Origin of the sequence: Brachymonas sp. J145 (genome assembly GCF_036312245.1) — a bacterium.
Taxonomy (GTDB): Bacteria; Pseudomonadota; Gammaproteobacteria; order Burkholderiales; family Burkholderiaceae_C; genus Brachymonas; species Brachymonas wangyanguii.
Genome location: NZ_JAZDCI010000001.1, coordinates 268,173 through 289,012 on the forward strand (window position 1 = coordinate 268,173; position 20,840 = coordinate 289,012).

The 20,840-nt window shown below is 63.5% G+C and carries 22 protein-coding genes and 1 pseudogene; 10 read left to right on the forward strand and 13 right to left on the reverse strand.

Annotated elements, in window-relative coordinates:
• Positions 1-75 precede the first annotated feature (75 nt).
• Positions 76-564: an RNA recognition motif domain-containing protein gene (locus V1261_RS01260; RefSeq protein WP_329769578.1), complete on the reverse strand. Its 489-nt coding sequence runs from the start codon at positions 562-564 to the stop codon at positions 76-78.
• A 270-nt stretch (positions 565-834) separates the two neighbouring features.
• Between V1261_RS01260 and V1261_RS01265 the strand changes: the two genes are divergently transcribed.
• The 3 genes from V1261_RS01265 (at position 835) to metW (ending at position 3,283) form a co-directional block, all read left to right on the forward strand.
• Positions 835-1,398, forward strand: a complete 564-nt coding sequence (locus V1261_RS01265; protein ID WP_329769580.1) for a TMEM165/GDT1 family protein — start codon at positions 835-837, stop codon at positions 1,396-1,398.
• Between the two features lie 149 nt (positions 1,399-1,547).
• On the forward strand, positions 1,548-2,699 hold the full coding sequence (gene metX, locus V1261_RS01270) for a homoserine O-succinyltransferase MetX (RefSeq protein WP_329769582.1): 1,152 nt from the start codon (positions 1,548-1,550) through the stop codon (positions 2,697-2,699).
• Positions 2,696-3,283, forward strand: a complete 588-nt coding sequence (gene metW, locus V1261_RS01275; RefSeq protein WP_329769584.1) for a methionine biosynthesis protein MetW — start codon at positions 2,696-2,698, stop codon at positions 3,281-3,283. Before metX ends, metW begins: the two co-directional genes overlap by 4 nt.
• On the opposite strand, the gene V1261_RS01280 is transcribed toward metW, so the two are convergent.
• Together V1261_RS01280 and V1261_RS01285 are read right to left on the reverse strand one after the other, a co-directional pair.
• Positions 3,280-3,558 carry a DUF2061 domain-containing protein gene (locus V1261_RS01280; RefSeq protein WP_329769586.1) on the reverse strand — a complete coding sequence of 93 codons (279 nt, stop codon included), beginning with the start codon at positions 3,556-3,558 and terminating at the stop codon, positions 3,280-3,282. The genes metW and V1261_RS01280 overlap by 4 nt on opposite strands.
• A gap of 104 nt (positions 3,559-3,662) precedes the next feature.
• The gene (locus V1261_RS01285) at positions 3,663-4,094 is read right to left on the reverse strand and encodes a rhodanese-like domain-containing protein (protein WP_329769588.1); all 432 of its coding nucleotides are present in this window, start codon (positions 4,092-4,094) and stop codon (positions 3,663-3,665) included.
• Positions 4,095-4,250: 156 nt separating this feature from the next.
• On the opposite strand from V1261_RS01285, the gene V1261_RS01290 reads away from it, so the two are divergent.
• The gene (locus V1261_RS01290; RefSeq protein ID WP_329769590.1) at positions 4,251-4,409 is read left to right on the forward strand and encodes a DUF3149 domain-containing protein; all 159 of its coding nucleotides are present in this window, start codon (positions 4,251-4,253) and stop codon (positions 4,407-4,409) included.
• Positions 4,410-4,520: 111 nt separating this feature from the next.
• Positions 4,521-4,745 carry a YdcH family protein gene (locus V1261_RS01295; RefSeq protein WP_329769592.1) on the forward strand — a complete coding sequence of 75 codons (225 nt, stop codon included), beginning with the start codon at positions 4,521-4,523 and terminating at the stop codon, positions 4,743-4,745.
• A gap of 60 nt (positions 4,746-4,805) precedes the next feature.
• Here the strand turns inward: V1261_RS01295 and V1261_RS01300 are convergent, their stop codons facing one another.
• Together V1261_RS01300 and V1261_RS01305 are read right to left on the reverse strand one after the other, a co-directional pair.
• On the reverse strand, positions 4,806-5,576 hold the full coding sequence (locus V1261_RS01300; protein ID WP_329769594.1) for a 16S rRNA (uracil(1498)-N(3))-methyltransferase: 771 nt from the start codon (positions 5,574-5,576) through the stop codon (positions 4,806-4,808).
• 3 nt (positions 5,577-5,579) lie between these two features.
• Entirely contained in the window at positions 5,580-6,671 is a 1,092-nt protein-coding gene (locus V1261_RS01305) for an aminoglycoside phosphotransferase family protein (protein WP_329769595.1), read from the reverse strand.
• A gap of 175 nt (positions 6,672-6,846) precedes the next feature.
• Here V1261_RS01305 and V1261_RS01310 point away from each other — a divergent pair, with 175 nt between their 5' ends.
• The 3 genes from V1261_RS01310 to rsmA are packed head-to-tail and all read left to right on the forward strand — an operon-like array spanning position 6,847 to position 11,457.
• A complete protein-coding gene (locus tag V1261_RS01310) occupies positions 6,847-9,249 on the forward strand; it encodes an LPS-assembly protein LptD (protein WP_329769596.1) in 2,403 nt (800 codons plus the stop codon).
• A gap of 10 nt (positions 9,250-9,259) precedes the next feature.
• A complete protein-coding gene (locus V1261_RS01315) occupies positions 9,260-10,615 on the forward strand; it encodes a peptidylprolyl isomerase (RefSeq protein ID WP_329769598.1) in 1,356 nt (451 codons plus the stop codon).
• Positions 10,616-10,668: 53 nt separating this feature from the next.
• Positions 10,669-11,457 (forward strand): 16S rRNA (adenine(1518)-N(6)/adenine(1519)-N(6))-dimethyltransferase RsmA, encoded by a 789-nt coding sequence (rsmA, locus tag V1261_RS01320; RefSeq protein WP_329769812.1) that lies wholly within the window; start codon positions 10,669-10,671, stop codon positions 11,455-11,457.
• 42 nt (positions 11,458-11,499) lie between these two features.
• Here rsmA and V1261_RS01325 read toward each other — a convergent pair whose 3' ends face one another.
• The 6 genes from V1261_RS01325 to gorA form a co-directional block, all read right to left on the reverse strand.
• A complete protein-coding gene (locus V1261_RS01325; RefSeq protein WP_329769599.1) occupies positions 11,500-12,285 on the reverse strand; it encodes an amino acid ABC transporter ATP-binding protein in 786 nt (261 codons plus the stop codon).
• Positions 12,266-12,919 carry an amino acid ABC transporter permease gene (locus V1261_RS01330; protein ID WP_329769601.1) on the reverse strand — a complete coding sequence of 218 codons (654 nt, stop codon included), beginning with the start codon at positions 12,917-12,919 and terminating at the stop codon, positions 12,266-12,268. The genes V1261_RS01325 and V1261_RS01330 overlap by 20 nt, the downstream gene beginning before the upstream one ends.
• A 69-nt stretch (positions 12,920-12,988) precedes the next feature.
• On the reverse strand, positions 12,989-13,807 hold the full coding sequence (locus tag V1261_RS01335; protein WP_405197995.1) for an amino acid ABC transporter substrate-binding protein: 819 nt from the start codon (positions 13,805-13,807) through the stop codon (positions 12,989-12,991).
• 125 nt (positions 13,808-13,932) lie between these two features.
• Positions 13,933-15,450 (reverse strand): acetyl-CoA hydrolase/transferase family protein, encoded by a 1,518-nt coding sequence (locus V1261_RS01340; RefSeq protein ID WP_329769603.1) that lies wholly within the window; start codon positions 15,448-15,450, stop codon positions 13,933-13,935.
• Between the two features lie 292 nt (positions 15,451-15,742).
• Positions 15,743-16,849 carry a DNA polymerase III subunit beta gene (gene dnaN / locus V1261_RS01345; RefSeq protein ID WP_329769604.1) on the reverse strand — a complete coding sequence of 369 codons (1,107 nt, stop codon included), beginning with the start codon at positions 16,847-16,849 and terminating at the stop codon, positions 15,743-15,745.
• A 135-nt stretch (positions 16,850-16,984) separates the two neighbouring features.
• Positions 16,985-18,343 (reverse strand): glutathione-disulfide reductase, encoded by a 1,359-nt coding sequence (gene gorA, locus V1261_RS01350; protein WP_329769606.1) that lies wholly within the window; start codon positions 18,341-18,343, stop codon positions 16,985-16,987.
• 153 nt (positions 18,344-18,496) lie between these two features.
• On the opposite strand from gorA, the gene V1261_RS01355 reads away from it, so the two are divergent.
• Positions 18,497-18,835 carry a cupin domain-containing protein gene (locus V1261_RS01355; protein WP_329769607.1) on the forward strand — a complete coding sequence of 113 codons (339 nt, stop codon included), beginning with the start codon at positions 18,497-18,499 and terminating at the stop codon, positions 18,833-18,835.
• Positions 18,836-18,853: 18 nt separating this feature from the next.
• Here the strand turns inward: V1261_RS01355 and V1261_RS01360 are convergent, their stop codons facing one another.
• Positions 18,854-19,171, reverse strand: a complete 318-nt coding sequence (locus V1261_RS01360; protein WP_329769609.1) for a helix-turn-helix domain-containing protein — start codon at positions 19,169-19,171, stop codon at positions 18,854-18,856.
• A complete protein-coding gene (locus V1261_RS01365) occupies positions 19,164-19,565 on the reverse strand; it encodes a type II toxin-antitoxin system RelE/ParE family toxin (RefSeq protein ID WP_329769610.1) in 402 nt (133 codons plus the stop codon). The genes V1261_RS01360 and V1261_RS01365 overlap by 8 nt, the downstream gene beginning before the upstream one ends.
• A gap of 213 nt (positions 19,566-19,778) precedes the next feature.
• Here V1261_RS01365 and V1261_RS01370 point away from each other — a divergent pair.
• Positions 19,779-20,689: pseudogene (locus tag V1261_RS01370) on the forward strand (TIGR01777 family oxidoreductase).
• Positions 20,690-20,840: the final 151 nt, after the last annotated feature.

A 20,840-nucleotide genomic window follows, 5' to 3' on the forward strand; every position in this document is an offset into this window, starting at 1 on the left:
AAAAACCCGCATGCCCAAAAGCACTGCGGGTTCTCTTCCTGCTGTCAGCACGCGGATGACAGCCGGGATCGACAATCAGTAGTTGTTGTCTTCGTAGCTGCGACGGCCACCGCCATCGCCACGGTTGCCACCGTCACGACGACCACCGCCGTAGGGGCTGCGGAAGCCATCGTTGCCACCGCCGTAACCGCCGCCATCACCGCGACCGTAGCCGCCGTCACCACGGCCACCGCCGTAGCCACCGCCGCCTTCACGACGACCACCGCCGTAGCCGCCGCCACCGTAGCCACCACCACCGCTGCGAGGGGGACGCGGCTCCATCGGACGGGCCTCGTTCACCACCAGGGCGCGACCGCCCATGTCCTGGCCATGCAGGCCATTGATGGCAGCCTGGGCTTCCGCCTCGCTGCCCATTTCCACAAAGCCGAAGCCCTTGGAACGGCCAGTGTCGCGCTCCATCATCACCTTGGCGCTGACCACATTGCCGAATTGGCCAAATTGCTGTTGCAGATCGTTGTCACGCACAGCGTAGGGCAGGTTGCCCACGTACAGTTTGTTGCCCATTAACGGACTCTCCATGATTCAAAAACTGCGATGTCCGTTTGGGCGAGATAAACGTCAAGAGGCCCATTCACACACAAATCAATCACCGCGAAAAACACTACAGGTACCCAGGCACCTTGTAGTCTGGAACATCATACGCGAAGAGTATCCGCAGGCCCCGTGACATTTCCGTGTCAGCGCACGATCTGTTGTCAGCAAGCATCTAAATCCGGGCTTTCCCGGATATGCATGAGTCGCTAGAATGCCGCACTCCCTACTCTGCTGCTGTTCATGGAAGCCTTTCTCGTATCTACCGGCCTGGTCGCCCTGGCCGAAATGGGTGACAAGACCCAGTTGCTGTCGCTGGTGCTCGCCGCCCGTTTCCGCAAGCCCTGGCCGATCGTCTGGGGCATTCTGGTAGCCACGCTGGCGAATCACGCCATGGCCGGTGCACTCGGCAACTGGCTTTCCGGCCTGCTCACGCCCGAGGTGCTGCGCTGGGTACTGGTGGCTTCCTTCATCGCCATGGCGATCTGGATGCTGATCCCCGACAAGCTCGATGACGACGACCAGCCATCCGAACCGAAATACGGCATGTTCCTGACGACCGTGGTGCTGTTCTTCCTCGCCGAAATGGGCGACAAGACGCAGATTGCCACCGTGGCACTGGCCGCGCGCTTTGACGACTTCTGGCTCTGGGTAGTCGCCGGTACCACCGTCGGCATGATGCTGGCCAACGTGCCGGTGGTGTTCCTGGGCGAGCGCATCACGCGGCTGGTGCCGATGCACTGGGTGCACCGCATCTGTGCCGCCATCTTCATCGTGCTGGCGCTGACCGCCGCCTTCTGGCCCTGACGCTGGCATGGGCTGGGCGCGCTTGCTATACTAGCCCCATACTTGTTGCGCCGATTTGCTTCCTGCTTGCGGGCGCCTGATAAATGCCGCTAAACGGAGCCCTGCAACCCGGTTTCCGTTTTTTGACGGCACCGGGTTTTGTTTTTGCCATGTCCTTTGTAGCCATTCCCCAGACCATGCACTTTGCCGGGCCGTTGACCCTGCAAAGCGGTGCCACGCTGCGTGACTTCACGCTCGCGTACGAAACCTATGGCACCCTCAACGCCGATCGCAGCAATGCCGTGCTGATCTGCCACGCCCTCAATGCCTCGCACCACGTCGCCGGCTACTATGCCGACGAGCCGGACAACATCGGCTGGTGGGACAACATGATCGGTCCCGGCAAGCCGGTCGATACCAACCGCTTCTTCGTCATCGGCGTCAACAACCTGGGCTCCTGTTTTGGCAGCACCGGCCCGCGCGACCTGAACCCCGACGCCGATCCGATCAGCCCACGCCAGCGTTATGGCGCCGATTTTCCGGTCGTCACGGTGGAAGACTGGGTCAACGCCCAGGCCCTGCTGCTGGACGCCCTCGGCATCGACCAGTTGGCGGCCGTGATGGGCGGCAGCCTGGGTGGCATGCAGACGCTGAGCTGGACGCTGCAGTACCCGCAGCGCGTGCGCCATGCCATCGTGATCGCCAGCGCGCCCAACCTGAGCGCCGAGAACATCGCCTTCAACGAAGTGGCGCGCCGCGCCATCGTGACTGACCCGGACTTCCACAACGGCCATTTCTACGAGCACGGCGTGGTGCCGGCGCGCGGCCTGCGCATCGCGCGCATGATCGGCCACATCACCTACCTGTCCGATGACGTGATGAACAGCAAGTTTGGCCGCGAGCTGCGCGATGCGGTATCGACCAACCTGAGTGGCTACAAGTACTCGACGCAGGACGTGGAGTTCCAGATCGAGAGCTACCTGCGCTACCAGGGCGACAAGTTCAGCACCTACTTCGACGCCAATACCTACCTGCTGATCACGCGTGCGCTCGACTATTTCGATCCGGCCCGGCAATTTGATGGCGACCTGTCGCGCACGCTGGCGCGTGCCCAGGCCGATTTCCTGCTGGTCAGCTTTACCACCGACTGGCGCTTCAGCCCGGCACGCAGTCGCGAGATCGTCAAGGGCCTGCTGGACAACCGTCGGCGCGTCAGCTACCTGGAAATCGAGGCCCCGCACGGCCACGATGCCTTCCTGCTCGACAACCCGCAATACCTGGAAGGCGTCAGGACCTATTTTGAACGGAGGGTGGCAGCATGAGCGGCGGACTGGTAGCGATCGAGGCGATTGCGCGGCTGGTGCCGCAAGGTGCCCATGTGCTGGATCTGGGCTGTGGCGACGGCCGGCTGCTCGCCTACCTCCGCGAGCAGCGCGGCTGTACCGGCTATGGCGTGGAAATCGACGATGCCCACGTACAGGCCTGCCTGCAGCGCGGCGTGGATGTCCTGCAGATCAATCTGGACACCGGCCTGCCGATGTTTGCCGACAACAGCTTTGACGTGGTGCTGCAGATCGACACGCTGCAGCACCTGCGCAATGCCGAAACCATGCTGCGCGAGACCACCCGCGTCGGCAAGCTGGGCGTGATTGCCTTCCCCAACTTTGCCCACTGGCCGAACCGGCTGTCGATCCTGCGTGGCCGCATGCCGGTGAGCAAGCGCATGCCTTACGAGTGGTACAACACGCCCAACATCCGCGTCGGTACCCATGCCGATTTTGGCGTGCTGGCCGCCCGCAACGGCCTGCGCGTGCTCGACAAATTCGGCCTGCACGAAGGTGAAGTGGTGCGCTGGTGCCCCAACCTGCTGGCCAGCACCGCGGTCTACCAGGTGCAGCGCACCTAGGCCGCCGATCCGGCCAGCTGCTCCGGTGCGTTCGCGGCGGCCTGGCCTGCCTGCGACTGGCGGCGACGCAGCACGCGCTCCCAGGCGCGCTCATGGAACACATAGGCCAAGGTCTGCACCGCCGGCTCCAGCAGGGACAGCGCAATCGCGGCCTTGATGTCGCCGGTGACCAGATATGCCACCGTCGCCGCCACCAGCATATGCATGCCGGAATAGCTCAGCGTCTTGAGCAAGGTCTGGCGGTGGCTGAGAACAAGCTGGCGGATGCGGGTCATGGGAATCTCCTGTTGCGCTTCCGTACCGGAAGACTTGCATAGATGATAACGATTATCATCAGCAACAACAATCGATTCCCGCTATGCCACCGATAGGTGGCCGCCTATTTCTGCTGCCAGGGTAAGCCGCGATAGCGCCAGCCGCCTAGCTGGCCGCGATGGCCGGCGGCATCCAGACTGCCCTCGAAGCCTTCGAGAATGTTATAGCTCGGACCCAGCCCCAGCGCCGTGGCGCGCGTGGCGGCATCGATCGAGCGCGCACCGCTGCGGCACAGGAACAGCAGCGACTTGCCGGCATGACGCGCCGCGATCTGCTGCACGCTCTGGTCAAAACTGGGGTTGACCTCCATCGTCGGGTACTCCTTCCAGGGCAGGGTTTCGCTGCCCGGCACGAACCCGACCCAGTCGTGCTCTGCACTGGTGCGCACATCAATGATTACGCCCTGTCCCTGCTGCTGCCAGTCGTGGGCCTGTTGCGGCGTGATGTCGCCGGCATAGGAGGGGGCGCTGTCCTGGGTATCGTCTGTGGTGCTCATGGTCACATTCATATGCTATATGTAGTTGTAGATGGTGCCCGAACGCGGACACTTTCAGGCATTTGCCAATGTCTTGATACCTGTCAAGGTCTCTGACCCTTATTTGTGGCCAAATGTAATCTGACTATTATCTGGAGAAAAATCATGGATGTCCTGATGACTGAACTGTTCCGCACCGATATCGGCCTGCTGTCGCTGTTTACCATCCTGTTCATCATCGGCATGTCGGTCTTCTTCGTCATCTTTTTCCGCAAGAAGGTGGCACAGGACATGGCCGAACACGAGCGCCAGCTGCGCCAGGGCAAGTCCTCCTGAGCACGCGGAGCGCTTCGCGCCAGAAGCGCTCCTTGGTATACTGAAGGCATGCGGCAGGATCCTGCCGGACCCCTGCTTTCAGCATTCCAACCAACCTCAAGAGGATCTCTGATGTTCCCCGAATACCGCGACCTGATCACCAAGCTGAAGACCGAAGATGCCCGTTTCGAGCGCCTGTTCGACAAGCATAACGACATGGACCAGAAGATCAAGAACATGGAAGCCCGTCTGGAGCCGGCTACCGACATCGAAATCGAAGTCCTGAAAAAAGAAAAGCTGGCCCTGAAGGACGAGCTGTACCAGATCCTGCGCAAGGCTGACGCCGCCGAGGCCTGATCGCCCGGTCCCGTCTGCACACCGCAGCATCCCCCGCCAGCCTGGCTGCCGGGGGATTTTTCATGCCTGTGCGGCAGGCAGCAACTGCAATAGCGACAGTGCGGCCAGCGGTGCGGTTTCGGCGCGCAGCACATGGGCTCCCAGCGTGATCGGCTCGAAGCCCTGTTGCAGTGCCAATGCCTCTTCGGCGGCATCAAGCCCGCCTTCCGGACCAGACAGCAGGCTGACCGCCTGTGGCGGGCGCTGGCCGGCCACCCAGGCATGGAGCGGCTGGCTGCCCTGCGCGAATGACAGCACCGCCTTGCGGCCGGCAGCCGCAGTCACCGCCTCCGGCAGCGTACGCAGCGGGTGGACCAGCGGTACGCGCGTTCGGCCACTCTGCTCGCAGGCAGCAACCGCCACCGCCTGCCAGTGCGCCTGACGACGTTCAGCGCGATCGCCCTTGAGCCGCAACACGCTGCGGCTGGTCTGCAAGGGCTGGATGCTGCACACGCCGAGTTCTGCGGCCTTCTCGACCAGCCAGTCCATGCGCTCGTTGGCCGGCACGCCAACCAGCAGGTGCACCTCGGCTTCCGGCACGGAGCGTTCCGGATGCAGCTGCAGGATGCGAATTTCCACCTCGCTGCGGCCCATGCGCAGCACCTCGGCCTCGGCATGCCCCTGGCGCCAGGGCGCATCGGCCGGCGTCTCGGCATCGGGCAGACCGCCATGGAACAGCTCGATACGATCACCCGGCTGCAGGCGCAGCACCTGCACATGGCGCGCTGCACCGGGCGGCAGCAGCAACTCCATGTCCGGGATCAGCGGCAGAGGACAATGGAAACGCGCCATGGCTTAGATGCGGCCAAAGGCGAAGCCGGTAACGTCCTGCGTGCCCTCGATCTGGTCTACCAGCTGCAGCAGCGGTGCCAGTTCACGGTAGCGGCGACCGGCGTGGCGGATGTATTCGATGAAGCGCGGCGCATCGGCCAGGTATTTCTCCTTGCCGTCGCGCAGCGTCAGGCGCGCAAAGATGCCGGCCACTTTCAGATGGCGCTGCAGGCCCATCCACTCGACCGCGCGGTAGAAGGCGCCAAAGTCCTGGTGCCAGTCTTCGAAATCCATCAGGCCGGCCTTGCGCGCACGCTCCCAGTAGCGAATCGTCATGTCCAGCACCAGCTCCTCGTCCCAGCTGATGAATGCATCGCGCATCAGGCTGGCAATGTCGTAGGTGACCGGGCCGTAGACCGCGTCCTGGAAGTCCAGCACACCCAACGGCGATTGCGGTGTCTCGCCCAGCATCAGGTTGCGTGGCATGAAATCGCGGTGCACATAGACGCTGGGCGCGGCCAGGTTGCGCTGCACGATCAGGTCGAAGGTACTGGCCAGCACCTGCTGCTGCTCGGGCGTGAGCGTGACCTGGCGGTGCTGCGCCAGATACCAGTCGGGGAACAGCTGCAGCTCGCGACGCAGCAAGGCCTCGTCGTAGGCCGGCAACTGGTCCGGGCGCGAGGCCAGCTGCCAGGGCAGCAGTGCGTCCAGCGCCTGCTGGTAGTAGGGCATGGCCGCCACCGGCTGCTGTTCGTCCAGCGCCGTCATCATGGTGTCGCCGCCCAGATCGTTCAGCAGCATGAAACCGTGCTCACGATCCCACTCGAGCACGCGCGCGGCATGCACGCCCGCCTGCTCCATCAGGCCGGCCACATGCACAAAGGGCTGGCAGTTTTCCTTGTCCGGCGGCGCATCCATGATGATGCGCGAGGGCTGGCCGGCTTCACCCTGCACGCGCAGGTAGCGGCGGAAGCTGGCATCGGCATTGGCCAGCACCACGCTTTCGGGGCGAATCTGCTGGCGGGCGGCAATCGCTTCCAGCCACTGGGAAAACTGCTGGGCGCGTTCGGGCGCGGACCAGTTCAGGGCCGCGATGGGATCATTCTGCAGGGACATGGTTCAAGTCGGTAATAATTGGGTGCGGCGCACCTGCGCGCGGCATGCCGCCATTGTATGCAAGGCGTGCCGCCATGGCATTTTTGTCACAGCCAGCCACGGCCCGGCCAATGGCTGGCAGAATGCTTCTTTTCAGGAATTGTCCTGGTGGGCGCAAGCCTGCCCTTCTTCTACCGTGAGCTCCCGACTGCACTCCCCAGCACTTTCGCAACGCCGCAGCACGCGCTGGCTGCGTACGCCTGTCGCCCATGGCGTGCTGCTGCTGTGCAGCGGCCTGGCCATGCCGGCCTGGGCCGATGCGGCTCGTGGCTACGACATTTCCATCGTGCCGCCGGTCGCGGCCGCCTCGGCGCCGCAGGAGCCTGCCAGCGGTCCGACCGTGATCGAGGCCAACCAGATCGAAGGCCAGGTCGACCTGGACGTCACCGCTACCGGCGCCGCCGTGATCCAGCAGCCCGGCACCGTGGTGCAGGGCGAGTTGCTGCACTATTCGATTCCCGCCAACGAGGTCACGGCCAAAGGCGATGTGCGCATCGAGCGCGCTGGCAATGTCTACAGCGGCGATGCGCTGCAAATGCAGCTCGATACGCAATCGGGCACTTTCGACAACGTGCAGATGGAGATGCAGCGCACCGGTGGCCTGGCCCAGGCCAGCAAGATCGAATTCATCGACGGCAGCCACAGCATCGGCCACGACATGATCTACAGCACCTGCCGCCGCGCCGACCGGCAGGAAGGCGACTGGAACCCGGCCTGGTATATCCGTGGCGAAAAAATCATCATCGACACCGAGGCCGACGAAGGCTATGTCGAAAATGGCGCGCTGGTGTTTTATGGCGTGCCGATCCTGCCGATTCCCGGTGGCCTGGGTTTCCCGCTGTCAGACAAGCGCCGTTCCGGCCTGCTGCCGCCGACCTTCTCGCTCGGCACCGAAGACGGCTTCGAGGTCGCGCAGCCCTACTACTTCAATATCGCGCCCAACCGCGATGCCACCGTCATGCCCACGGTCTACAGCAAGCGCGGCGTGGATCTATTCGGCCAGTTCCGCTACCTGGAAGACACCTATGCCGGCAACCTGCAGGCCAATTACCTGCCGGGCGACAATCTGCGTGACAACCTGGACCGCTGGCATTACGTGTTCCAGCATGCGCAGACCTTCCCGTCGGTGCCGGAGCGCTACGGCCAGTTCAAGCTCGACATGCATCTGGAACGCGTCAGCGATGACAACTACTGGCGCGATTTCTACAACTTCGACAGCCGCAACACGCTGCTGAGCGAACGCACCTTCTCCAGCAACATCCAGCTGGGCTGGAAAAAGGACTACTGGTCCGGCTTTATCCGCAACGAGAAGTGGCAGACGCTGCAGCAGCCAGACCCCATCATTCCGCCCTACGACAAGTCGCCGCAGCTGCACCTGAACTACACGCGTGACGATGTGCGCGGCTTTGACCTGTCGCTGGATCTGGATCACACGCGTTTCCGTTCCGACTCCAGCCTGGCCGAATACCCGGATGGCGACCGCAGCTACGCGCGCGCCCGTGTCAGCTACCCCTGGATACGCCCCTGGGGCTATGTGGTGCCGGCGCTGGAAGTCAACGCGCGCCACTACAGCACGGATACCGCCATGGCCAATGGCAAGCGCTCGGACAGCGTGGTGATCCCGACTGCCACACTGGACAGTTCGCTGGTGTTCGAGCGCGATACGCAGATGTTCAGCCGCAGCGTGCGCCAGACACTGGAGCCGCGCCTGTTCCTCGCCTACACGCCCTACAGGGAGCAGAATCATCTGCCGGCCTACGACAGCTGGCTGAAGGACTTCAACCTGTCCAGCATCTTCAGCGCGAACCCGTTCTCCGGCAATGACCGCATCGCCGACACCCGCGCCGCCACGCTGGGCGTGACCAGCCGCCTGTATGACAACGCCGATGGTGCCGAGCTGGCCAACCTGACCTTTGCCGCCCGCAAGCAGCTCAAGACACGACGCGTGCAGCTGGATGAGCACGACACGCCGGACAGCAACAGTTTCAGCAATCTGCTGCTGGACGGTACCGTCAACTGGACACCGCAGTGGAGCACGCGCGCCAGCATGCAGTGGGATCCGGAAATCGGTCGCACCATGCGCGGCGTGATCGGCGGCAGCTACACACCCGGGCCGTATCGCAGCATCACGGCGCACTACCGCCACCAGCGCGAGCGCACCGAGCAGATCGACGTCGGCTGGCAATGGCCGCTGAACGACCTGTGGGGCAGCAAGGACGTCGAGAAGCCTGCCGGCCAGGGACTGGGACCGGGCCGCTGGTACACGGTCGGCCGCCTGTTCTACTCACTGCAGGAAAGCCGCCTGGTCGAATCGATTGTCGGCCTCGAGTACGACAGCTGCTGCTGGATCGGCCGCATTGCCCTGCACCGCAAGGCGGTCCAGCACCAGCCGGCCAAGATGGACAACCGCATCATGTTCCAGCTCGAGTTCAACGGATTGTCACGATTGGGCTCCAGCCCGATCCGGACTTTCACCGACAATATCCCCAATTACCAGCTGCTGCGCGATCGCCGCAACAGCTCCGGATCGCCATTCTGAGAGAGATGCCATGACTGCCGTACGCAAGCCCTCCTTCTTCCACCGCATGCACGCCCCGGCGCTGGCCTGCGCCCTGCTGCTGGGCGGCCAGGCCCTGCTGCCGGCCGTGCAGGCCCAGGGCGCGCGTGCCGGCGTGCAGAGCGACTACATCGTCGCCGTGGTCAACAAGGAGCCCGTCACCAACCGCGAAGTCCAGGTGCGCGCCAACGAACTGTCCCGCAGCCTGACAGCCGCCAAGCAGCCGGTTCCGGCGCGCCAGGCGCTGCTGCAGCGTGCGCTTGATGACGTGATCTTCCAGAAAGCCGCGATCCAGTCGGCGCGCGGTACTGGTATCACCATCAGCGACGAGGAGCTGGACGTGCGTGAGCGCACGCTGGCGCGCCAGGCCAATCTGAGCCCCGAAAAGTTCCGCGCCCGCTTCATCCAGGAGCGCCGCATTGCCGCATCGCAGTACCGCGCCGCCCTGCGTGACGCCTACCTGCTGGAACGCGTACGTGATGCCCGCGTGAACCAGGAAGTGGCCAAGGTCAGCGACCTGGAAGCACTGCGCACGCTGCGCGAGCAGCGCATCAAGCAGGGCCTGCCCGATAGCCTGGTGCCGGCCGTGCGCATGGCACAGATCCTGATCGCCGTGCCACCGGGCGCCAGCGCCGAACAGGTGCAGGGCCTGCAGCAGAAGGCCAACAACGCCGTGAAGGCGCTACGCAGCGGCCAGGAATTCCTGCAGGTGGCGCGCGAGTACAGCGACATCCCGCCGCAGGCCAGCCCGCTGGTGCCGCAGGAGCAGCTGACGGCCGATCTGGCAGCCGCGATCCGCAACGTGCCGCTGGGCCAGAGCACTGATGCCGTGCGCACCGAGGACGGTTTCCACATCATCCAGGTGATCGAGCGCCAGAACATTGACATGGCGTTTGGCGTGACGGAAACCCATGCCCGCCATATCCTGCTGATCCCCAATGACAAGCTGACCGCCAAGCAGGCCACGGCCCAGCTGAACCAGGTGCGCCGTGACATCGCCTCCGGCAAGACCGATTTTGCCGATGCCGCACGTCGCCTGTCCATGGACGGTAGCGCCCAGCAGGGCGGCGACCTGGGCTGGGCCCAGCCCGGCATGTTCGTGCCCGAGTTCGAGGAGCGCCTGGGCCAGCTGCAGGCCGCCGGCAACATGACGCAGCCCTTCATCTCGCGCTTTGGCGTGCATCTGGTGCAGCTGCTGGAGCGCCGCTCGGTGCCCATGACGCAGGCGCAACAGGTCGCCATGGCGCGCGCCGCCCTGCGTGAGCAGCGCGCCGGTGAGGCCCTGCGCAACTGGGAAGAAGAGATCCGCGGCCGCGCCTACATCGAGATGCGCAGGACGCCGAGTTGAGTCGCGCGCCCTCCTCCTCCCGCCGTGGTGGCGCCGCGCCGCGCAAGCAGGCCGTGCGTGGCAGCGGCGGCCATGTGGCACGCAAGCGCTTCGGCCAGAACTTCCTGTGTGATGGCGGCATCATCGCCGGCATCGTCGATGCGATTGCGCCGCGCGCCGGCGAACCGCTGATCGAGATCGGTCCCGGCCTGGCGGCGCTGACACAACCGCTGGTGGAACGCGCCGGCCAGCTCACCGTGATCGAGCTGGACCGCGACCTGGCGGCGCGCCTGCGCCAGCATCCGCAGCTGGACGTGATCGAATCGGACGTGCTCAAGGTCGATATCTCGGCGCTGGTCGCCGAACGCGGCTGGGAGCGCGTGCGCGTCTGCGGCAACCTGCCCTACAACATCTCCACGCCGATCCTGTTCCACCTGCTTGACCATGTGCAGGTGATCCGCGACCAGCATTTCATGCTGCAGAAAGAAGTGATCGACCGCATGCTGGCCTCGCCCGCCAGCAGCGATTACAGCCGCCTGACGGTAATGCTGCAGTGGCGCTACGCCATGGAGCAGGTGCTGTTCGTGCCGCCGGAGAGCTTTGACCCGCCGCCCAGGGTGAACAGCGCCGTGGTGCGCATGGTGCCGCTGGCCGAGCCACCGCAACTGCACCTGCCGACCTATGCCGGACTGGTGCAATCGGCCTTCAGCCAGCGCCGCAAGCTGCTGCGCCATTCGCTCGGCCACTGGCTGGAACAGCACGGCTTTGCCGGCGAGTTTGACCTGCAGCGTCGCGCCGAGGAAGTGCCGGTGCACGAATACGTGGCGCTGTCCCAGCACCCATCGCTGCAACCAGCAGCCTGATCGCAGCCAAAAAACAGCCCGTCGTCATGACGGGCTGTGGGTTTAGAGCATGTGCTGCAGGAAGGCGCGTGCGCGCGGGTGTTGCGGATCGCGGAAAAAATCCTGCGCCGGCCGGTCTTCGGCGATCACGCCCTGATCCATGAACAGCACACGGTGCGCGACCTCGCGCGCAAACGCCATCTCGTGTGTCACCACCAGCATCGTCATGTGTTCGGCTGCCAGCTGGCGCATGGTGCGCAGCACTTCGCCGGTCAGCTCCGGGTCAAGTGCACTGGTGGGCTCATCGAACAGCATCAGCGCCGGCTGCATCGCCAGCGCGCGCGCAATCGCCACGCGCTGTTTCTGGCCGCCAGAAAGGCGGTTCGGATAGGCATCGCGCTTGTCACTCAGGCCGACCTTGTGCAGCAGCTCCTCGGCCTGCGGCACGATCTGCTCGCGCTTCAGGCCCTTGACCGTCATCGGGGCCTCGATCAGGTTCTGCAGCACCGTCATGTGCGGGAACAGGTTGAAATGCTGGAACACCATGCCGGTGCAGGCACAAATGCGGCGCACCTGGCGCTCGTCCGGGTAGCGCGCCTTGCCGGCGGCATCGTTCTCGACCAGAGTCTGGCCGGCGATGACGATACGACCCTGCTCCACCGTTTCCAGGTGGTTCAGGCAGCGCAGCAGCGTCGACTTGCCGGAGCCGGAAGAGCCGAGAATGGCAATCACCTCGCCCGGCTGCACCCGCAGCGACACGCCACGCAGCACATGGTTGTCGCCAAAGCGCTTGTGCACGCCTTCCAGCAGCAGCGCCGGCTGGGCCTCCTTACTGGTCTTGTCGGGCATAGCGTTGCTCCAGGCGCTGGAAGATCCAGGTCAGCACCAGTGTCATGATCAGGTAGAACAGCGCCGCCACGATGAAGGGCGTGACGGTGAACTCGCGCTGCACGATGTTGCGGGCGGCGCGCAGCAGGTCATTCAGTGCCAGCACGTAGATCAGCGCCGTGTCCTTGACCAGCGTGATGGTCTCGTTGCTCATGGGCGGCAGGATGTGGCGCACCATCTGCGGAAGCACGATGCGGCGCATGGTCTGGCCGTAGCTCATGCCCAGCGACTTGGCGGCCTCGTACTGGCCGCGGTCCACGCTCTGGATGCCGGCGCGGAAGATCTCGGCAAAATAGGCGGCAAAGTTGAGCGCAAATGCCACCACCGCTGACGGGAAGTCCGGCAGCCTGACACCGATTACCGGCACAAACGGCAGCGCAAAGTAGATGAACAGCAGCTGCAGCATCAGCGGCGTGCCGCGCATCAGCCAGATATAGCCACTCACCGCCTGGCGCACCACGGCAAAGCGCGACATGCGCAGCAGCGCCAGCACCAGCCCCAGCGGAATCGCCAGGATCAGGGTGATGAAGAACAGCTGGAGGGTGGTGCCCGCGCCTTCGAGCAGCGGGGGCAGCATGTTGAGGATGTTATCCATGCCGGATCAGCAGATCAGCCGCAGGCCACATGCAGGTAGCGCATGTGGCCGGCAGGAATCGCCAGCAGCTTACTGCTTGGCTTCGGCGAACCACTTGTCGTAGATGGTCTTGGCGGAACCGTCGGCAACCATGGCGTCCAGCGTCTGGTCCAGCTTGGTCAGCAGCTCGGCATCGTCCTTGCGCACCGCCACGCCGTAGTCTTCGCTGCCAAAGTTGTCTGCCAGCACGCGGTACTCACCTGGCTTCTTGCTGGTGTAATAGCGGCCGACCACTTCGTCCACCACCACGGCATCCAGACGGCCGGTGGTCAGGTCCATCAGCGCGGCAACGTTGTCACCGAACTTCTTCAGCTCCTTGATGTCCTTGGCGAGCGGATCCTTCTGCACCGCTTCCACGGCTGTGCTGCCGTCCTGGACGCCCACCACCTTGCCAGCCAGCTCGGCCTTGGCCTGGATCGGCGACTTTTCGGTCACGATCACGATCTGCTGGTTCTGCATGTAGGGCTTGGTGAAGTTGACGTTCTTCTTGCGCTCTTCGGTGATGGTCATGCCGTTCCACAACAAGTCCACGCGCTTGCCGTTGAGCTCGGCTTCCTTGGCGCTCCAGTCGATCGGCTTGAATTCCATTTCCACGCCCATGCGCTTGCCGGCCTCACGCGCCAGATCCAGGTCGTAGCCGACCAGCTCGCCCTTCTCGTCACGGAAACCCATGGGCGGGAAGTTGTCGTCCAGGCCCACCACGATCTTGGCCGGCAGGCCAGCGGCGGCAGAGGCTGCGCTGCCGGCAGCAGCCGGAGCATCCGGCGCAGACTTGCTGCAGCCCCACAGCAGGGCGGCGGCAGCAACGGAGGTCATCAGGGTACGGACGGAAAAAAGGCGACGATTCATGACGTGTTTCGTAAAAATTCTTGACAGAAAGATCGAATGATAAACGCTATCGCTCGATGCTGCATCAGCAAAAAGGCGAATGCCCACGCGGACATTCGCCTTCACGGGCTAGCCTGTGACCGGAATCACGGCTTCATGGAGCCGGTCTTCTCGAAGCGCTCGTGCCAGGACAGGGCTTCGGTCAGGATGTGCGGCGTGTGCTTGCCAGGCGACTCGCGCAGCGAACGCTGGTAGTAGTCCAGCAGCTGGTCACGGTAGTCAGGGTGCGCACAGTTCTTGATCACCAATTCGGCACGCGCCTTGGGCGCCAGGCCGCGCAGGTCGGCCAGACCCTGTTCGGTCACCAGCACCTGCACGTCGTGCTCGGTGTGGTCCACGTGGCTGACCATCGGCACGATGCAGGAGATCTGGCCGTTCTTGGCGGTGGACGGCGTCATGAACACGGAGATATAGGCGTTGCGGGCGAAGTCGCCGGAACCACCGATACCGTTCATGATGCGCGTGCCCATGATGTGGGTGGAGTTGACGTTGCCGTAGATGTCAGCCTCGATCATGCCGTTCATCGCCAGGATGCCCAGGCGGCGGATCACTTCCGGGTGGTTGGAGATTTCCTGCGGGCGCAGCAGGATCTTGCTGCGCAGCATGTCGATGTTCTCTTCAAAGTACTTCAGGCCGTTTTCGCTCAGGCTGATGGCGGTGGCAGACGCGTGGCGCAGCTTGCCGGAGGCAATCATGTCCAGCATGCCGTCCTGCAGCACTTCGGTATAGGCCGTCATGTCTTCGAAGGAGCTCTTGTTCAGGCCATCCAGCACCGCGTTGGCGATGTTGCCGACGCCGGATTGCAGCGGCAGCAGGCTGGCCGGCAGGCGGCCCTTCTTGACTTCGCTCTTGAAGAACTCGACCAGGTGGCCGGCGATCATCTCGGACTGCGCATCCGGCGCGGAGAAGGCGGTGTTGCGGTCAGGCGCGTCGGTCTCGACCACGGCCACGACCTTGTTCGGGTCCACGCGCAGATAGGGATCACCGATGCGGTTGTCGCTGTGCGTCATCGGGATCGGCAGGCGGTGCGGCGGCAGCTGGGTGCCGTAGTAGATGTCGTGCATGCCGCGCAGCGCCATGCTCTGGCGGCTGTTCACCTCCAGGATGATCTTGTCGGCCTGGTCCAGCCAGGTCTTGTTGTTGCCGATGGAAGTGGATGGCACCAGCGAGCCGTCTTCCAGCACCGCAGCAACTTCAACCAGCGCCACATTCAGGCCGCCATAGAAGCCGAACCAGACATACTGCGCCACGTGCGACAGGTGGATGTCGGCGTACTGCATGGTGCCTTCGTTGATCTTCTGGCGGCAGATCGGGTCGGACTGGTAGGGCAGACGCATCTCGATGCCGTTGGCCTTGGCCAGTGCACCGTCCAGCTCGGGAGCGGTGGAGGCACCAGTCCAGACGCCGATGCGGAAGGGTTCGCCGCGTGCCTGCGCAGCCTCGATCTGGGCAGCCAGTGCATAGGGCACGACCTTGGGCTGGCCAGAGCCGGTAAAGCCGCTCATGCCGACGTTGTCGCCATGCTTGATGAAACGGGCGGCCTCTTCGGCGGACATGATCTTGTCGCGGAAGGCCTGGTGCATTACTCGGGAGGAAGTCGTCATACTGGCGTGTCTTTCAATCAGGGTGAAAAACATGCCGCTGCACTTGTCTCCTGATGCCAGGGTGCAGGCGGCATGGTGCGGAATCTGCGCAGGCACTGGCGGGTTGTTTCAGCCGCCAAATTGTCGCCAGGCAGACAATCCCGGTTTACGGTACGCGCAACCGTACGGGTAAACCCTGAAGCATTGTACGCCCTGAACGTGACAAATGCATGTTTTTGCTGCACGTTCGCTTCCGATGGCAGCAAAAACAAGGGCAGCCCGCAGGCTGCCCCCTATGTGAAAGCGCGATCGCTCAGATGCGCATCGGCATGACTACGTACTTGAACTGGTCGTCATCGGGAATCGTGACCAGCGCCGAGCTGTTGTTGTCCTGCAGCGCGATCTGCACCATGTCCTGGCCCATGTTGCCAAGCACGTCCATCAGGTAGGTGACGTTGAAGCCGATCTCGATCGGGTTGCCAGCGTAGTCGATATCGAGTTCGTCCACCGCCTCTTCCTGCTCGGCGTTGTTGCAGGCAATGCGCAGCGTGGCGTTGTCGAAGTTGAGGCGCACGCCCTTGAACTTCTCGCTGGTCAGGATGGCAGTACGCTGCAGCGCAGCCAGCAACGGCGCGCGGCCCAGCGTGACCAGATTGCCGTGGTCGCGCGGGATGACGCGGTTGTAATCGGGGAACTTGCCCTCGACCAGCTTGCTGACGAATTCCATGCCGCCAAAGCTGAACTTGGCCTGGTTGCCGGCAAACTGCATCTCGATGGCACCGTCGGCATCGGACAGCAGGCGCTGCAGTTCCAGCACGGTCTTGCGCGGCAGGATCACTTCCTGCTTGGGCACTTCGTTCTCGAGCGTGGCGCTGGCATAGGCCAGGCGGTGGCCGTCAGTGGCGACCAGGCTCAGCTTGTTGCCTTCGGCAACGAACAGGATACCGTTTAGGTAGTAGCGGATATCGTGCACCGCCATGGCAAACGAGACCTGCGACAGCAGTTGCTTGAGCACCTTTTGCGGCACGCTGAACTGTGGTCCGAAGTTGGCCGCTTCCTGCACCAGCGGGAAATCCTCGGCCGGCAGCGACTGCAGCGTGAACTTGCTCTTGCCGCCTTTGAGGATCAGCTTGTTCTGGCTGGCTTCCAGCGTGACGATCTGGTCCGCCGGCATGGTGCGCAGGATGTCGATCAGCTTGCGTGCGCCGACCGTGGTGCTGAACTCGCCGGCATCGCCACCCAGCTCGGCCACGGTGCGGATCTGGATTTCCAGGTCGCTGGTGATGAGCTGGAGCATGTCATCCTGCTTGCGCAGCAGCACGTTGGCCAGGATCGGCAGGGTATGGCGACGCTCGACAATGCCGGCTACGGATTGCAGGGCACTGAGGACCTGGGCCTGAGGTGCTTTGAAGACTTGCATGATGCCTCTGGATATTGTTGGGCAGTTCCGCTGACGCAGAGGACACTGCCGTGTGACGCGCAGCGGACTGCCAATATTTCGGGAATATTGTGCCTGATTGTATGTCAAGCGTAGCCCTGGCTACGCTTGCCCTGTTCAGCGGCTGGGTTCGCGCATCAGCACGAATTCTTCCGCTGCCGTCGGGTGTACGGCAATGGTGCGGTCAAAATCGGCCTTGCTCGCGCCGCAGGTCACCGCCACGGCCAGGCTCTGGATGATTTCCGGCGCATCGGCACCGACCATGTGCGCGCCCAGCACCTTGTCGGTGTCGGCATCGACGACCAGCTTCATGTAGCTGCGGCTGCTGCCATCGACAAAGGCATCCTTCATCGGACGGAAATCGCTCTCGAACACGCGGATGGGGCCTTTTTCTGCCGCCTGCGCTTCGGTCAGACCAACCGTGGCCATGGGCGGATCGGTGAACACGGCGCTGGCGACAATGCTGTGGTCGACACGGCGCGGCGTGTTGCCAAACACCGATTCGACCATGGCGCGGCCTTCGGCAATGGCGACCGGGGTCAGGTTGACGCGATCGGTGACATCGCCCACGGCCCAGATATGCTCCACGCTGGTGCGGCTGTCGGCATCGACCGGAATCGCGCCTTTCTTGTTCACGCTGATGCCGACACTTTCCAGACCGATGCCCTGGGTGTTGGGGCTGCGGCCGGTGGCGTTGAGCACCGCCGCCCCACGCAGCTGTTCACCGCCTTCCAGGTGCAGCACGAGAGCATCGCCGTCACGCTCAAGTTTTTGCGGCGCATGGCCGCTGTGCAGCTGCACGCCCTTGGCCTGCAGCGCCTGTGCCACGCGCTGGCGCAGGTCCTCGTCAAAGCCGCGCAACGGCAGGTCGCCGCGGTAGACCAGATGCACCTGGCTACCCAGGCGCGTCATGATGCTGGCAAACTCCACAGCAATAAAGCCGGCGCCGACCACCAGCAGGGTTTCGGGCACCTCGCGCAGGTCCAGGATCTCGTTGGAGGTCATGGCCTGCTCCAGCCCCGGAATCGTATCGGTATTGGGGTGGCCGCCGGTGGCGATCAGGATATGGCGCGCGGTATGGCGCTGGCCGTCGATCTCGACCGTGTGCGGGCCAACGATGCGCGCGTGGCCACGTACCAGCGTCACGCCGGCACGCTCCAGCATGCCTAGGTAGATGCTTTCCAGCCGGTCCAGTTCGGCGGCCTTGGTATCGGCCCAATTGGCCATGTCGAACACCGGATCGGAGAAGGACCAGCCGTAGCCGCGCGCATAGTCAAAGCTGTCGGCAAAGCTGGCGGCGTACATCATCAGCTTCTTGGGCACGCAGCCGCGGATCACGCAGGTGCCGCCAACGCGGCTGTTTTCGGCGATCAGCACCCTGGCGCCCAGCGCAGCGGCACGGCGCGAGGCGGCCACGCCGCCGGAGCCGGCACCCAGGGTGATCAGGTCGTAGTCGTAGGCGGTGTCTGTGCTCATGCGGGTGTTCCTTGCTGTTGCGGATATGGCCCTGATTATGCTTGCTTGTCGCCAGCCGTGCCGCCAGAGTACCGCCATGGCAGCTGCGGGTATCGGCCCATGGCGGGATCGGTTCACCTATAGTGGAATCATCACGACAAGGAGGGTTTATCCATGAGCGATAGCAAAATCACCGAAGTCCTCAACCTCAAGCAGCTGCTGTCCTACCAGGATCGCGCGGTGGTCAGCCGCATGCTGGTAAAAAACGCATCCGGCAGCGTGACCCTGTTTGCCTTTGACGGCGAGGAAGGCCTGAGCGAGCACACCGCGCCCTATGACGCGCTGGTGATTGGCGTGGAAGGCCGCGCCGAGATTCCGGTGGCCGGCGTGCCGCATATCGTGGGCGAAGGCGATTCGCTGCTGATGCCGGCGAACATCCCGCATGCGGTGAAGCCGCTGGGTGGCTTCAAGATGCTGCTGGTGATGATCAAGGAGAAGCCGCCGGCGGAATGAGCTTCTGAACTGTCGGCTTCAGGCGATGGCCTGAATCCCGTTTTTCTGCACGATGGTGAGCAGGCGCAAGGCTGGCCCGCCAGGCTTCTTGACGCCGCGCTCCCAATCCGAAATCAGGTTTCGGCTGACGTTGAGATAACGCGCAAACACGGGCTGCGACAGTTGCTCGCGCTCACGCAGGGCGCGGATATCCTCGGGTGCCATGGGCAGCACCGGCGACAGGCAGGCTTCATCGAACTCGCGCAGGGTACGCTTGTCGATTGCGCCGATGTCATGCAGGGCTTCGAGGGATTCGTGCAGGGCGGCGAGTGCATCACTGCGGTATCGTTTAGTCATGGCGGTTGATCTCCGTGAACTTGCCCATGCGGATCAGGCTGTCCAGCTGCTGGTCTGACAAGCCAAGCATATGAACGGCCGCCTTCTTGTACTGGGTGGTTTCATGCACATCCAGGTTGTCACGATCACTTTTTGCAAAGCCATACATGAAAATCGCCCGTGTTGCCGTCCGGTACAGGATGATGGTGCGATAGCCGCCTGATGCGCCCTGCCCTTGCCGGGCTACACGCTGCTTGATCACATTACCGCCCAACACCGCATCTACCAGACCTTGCTCTGCGCGCATGACGGCATGCACCAGCACCTGATCCGTGATGTCCTCCTTGCGCGCAAAGCGATGAAACCAGGCACTTTTCAGGATCCTTATCGGGCTGCGCATGGCAAGCCTTTGCATGTATCACACATAGTATTATGAAAAATCGGTTTCGTCAATGAACTGACAAGGGCTTGGCTGACGTTCGTCACACATTTCCCCCTTCAATTATATTAAATCTATAGTTGTATTTTGACTTGTATAGACAGATAGTCATCACCCCCCAACCCTCGCATCTGATTAATCCCTTCGGGCTATAGTGCATAGAGCATTCCAAACTCCTGGAGGATTCCCATGCGCATCCTGCTCACCGGCGGTACCGGCCTGATCGGTCAGGCCTTGTGCCGCCTCTGGTCCGCACAGGGCCATACGCTGCTGGTCTGGAGCCGCCGGCCGGAGCAGGTGGCGGCGCTGTGCAGCAGCGCACGCGGCATCGCACAGTTGCAGGAACTGGACGACGAGCCACTGGATGCGGTGGTGAACCTGGCCGGTGCCCCAATTGCCGATCGGCGCTGGTCCGCCGCGCGACGCCAGCTGCTGTGGCGCAGCCGGGTCGATCTGACGCGTACGCTGGTGGACTGGCTGCAGCGCCAGCCCGTGCGACCCGAAGTGCTGATATCCGGCTCGGCGACCGGCTGGTATGGCGATGGCGGCGAGCGCCTGCTCGATGAAGACAGCGCCTCCTGCGGCACGGATTTTGGCAGCCAGCTGTGTGCGGCCTGGGAGCAAGAGGCCTTGCGCGCCCAGACGTTGGGCATGCGCGTGGCCCTGATCCGTACGGCACCGGTGCTCTCGCCCACGGGCGGCATGCTGGCGCGCATGCGGCTGCCGTTCCAGCTGGGCTTGGGTGGCCAACTGGGTCACGGCCAGCAGTGGATGCCGTGGATCCATCTGGACGATGAGGTCGGGCTGATCGATTTCGTGTTGCAGCACCGCACCGGGAATGTCGGGGCGTGTTCAATGCCTGTGCGCCAGGGATGGTGCGCAATGCGGAGTTTACGCAGGCGCTGGCGCGGACGCTGCGCCGGCCAGCGGTGCTGGGAATGCCGGGCTGGGTGCTACAGCTGGCTTTGGGCGAGATGGCCGTGCTGCTGCTGGGTGGGCAGCGGTTGATGGCGCGGCGTGCGGTGGAGGCTGGGTATGTGTTTCGCTGGGAGGGGGTGGAGGCGGCATTGCGGGATGCGCTCCATCGACAGGAGCGCTGACTCCGATTTCCCCCCTTTGCCGGGCTTCCATACGCTGTCCTCCGTATGGAGATCACGTTTTCTATACACGTCCCGCTGAACATGCATGCCAACCAGCGCCACAAACAAGCAACCCGCGCCAGGCGCGGGTTCCTCATGCTGTTTCAAGACG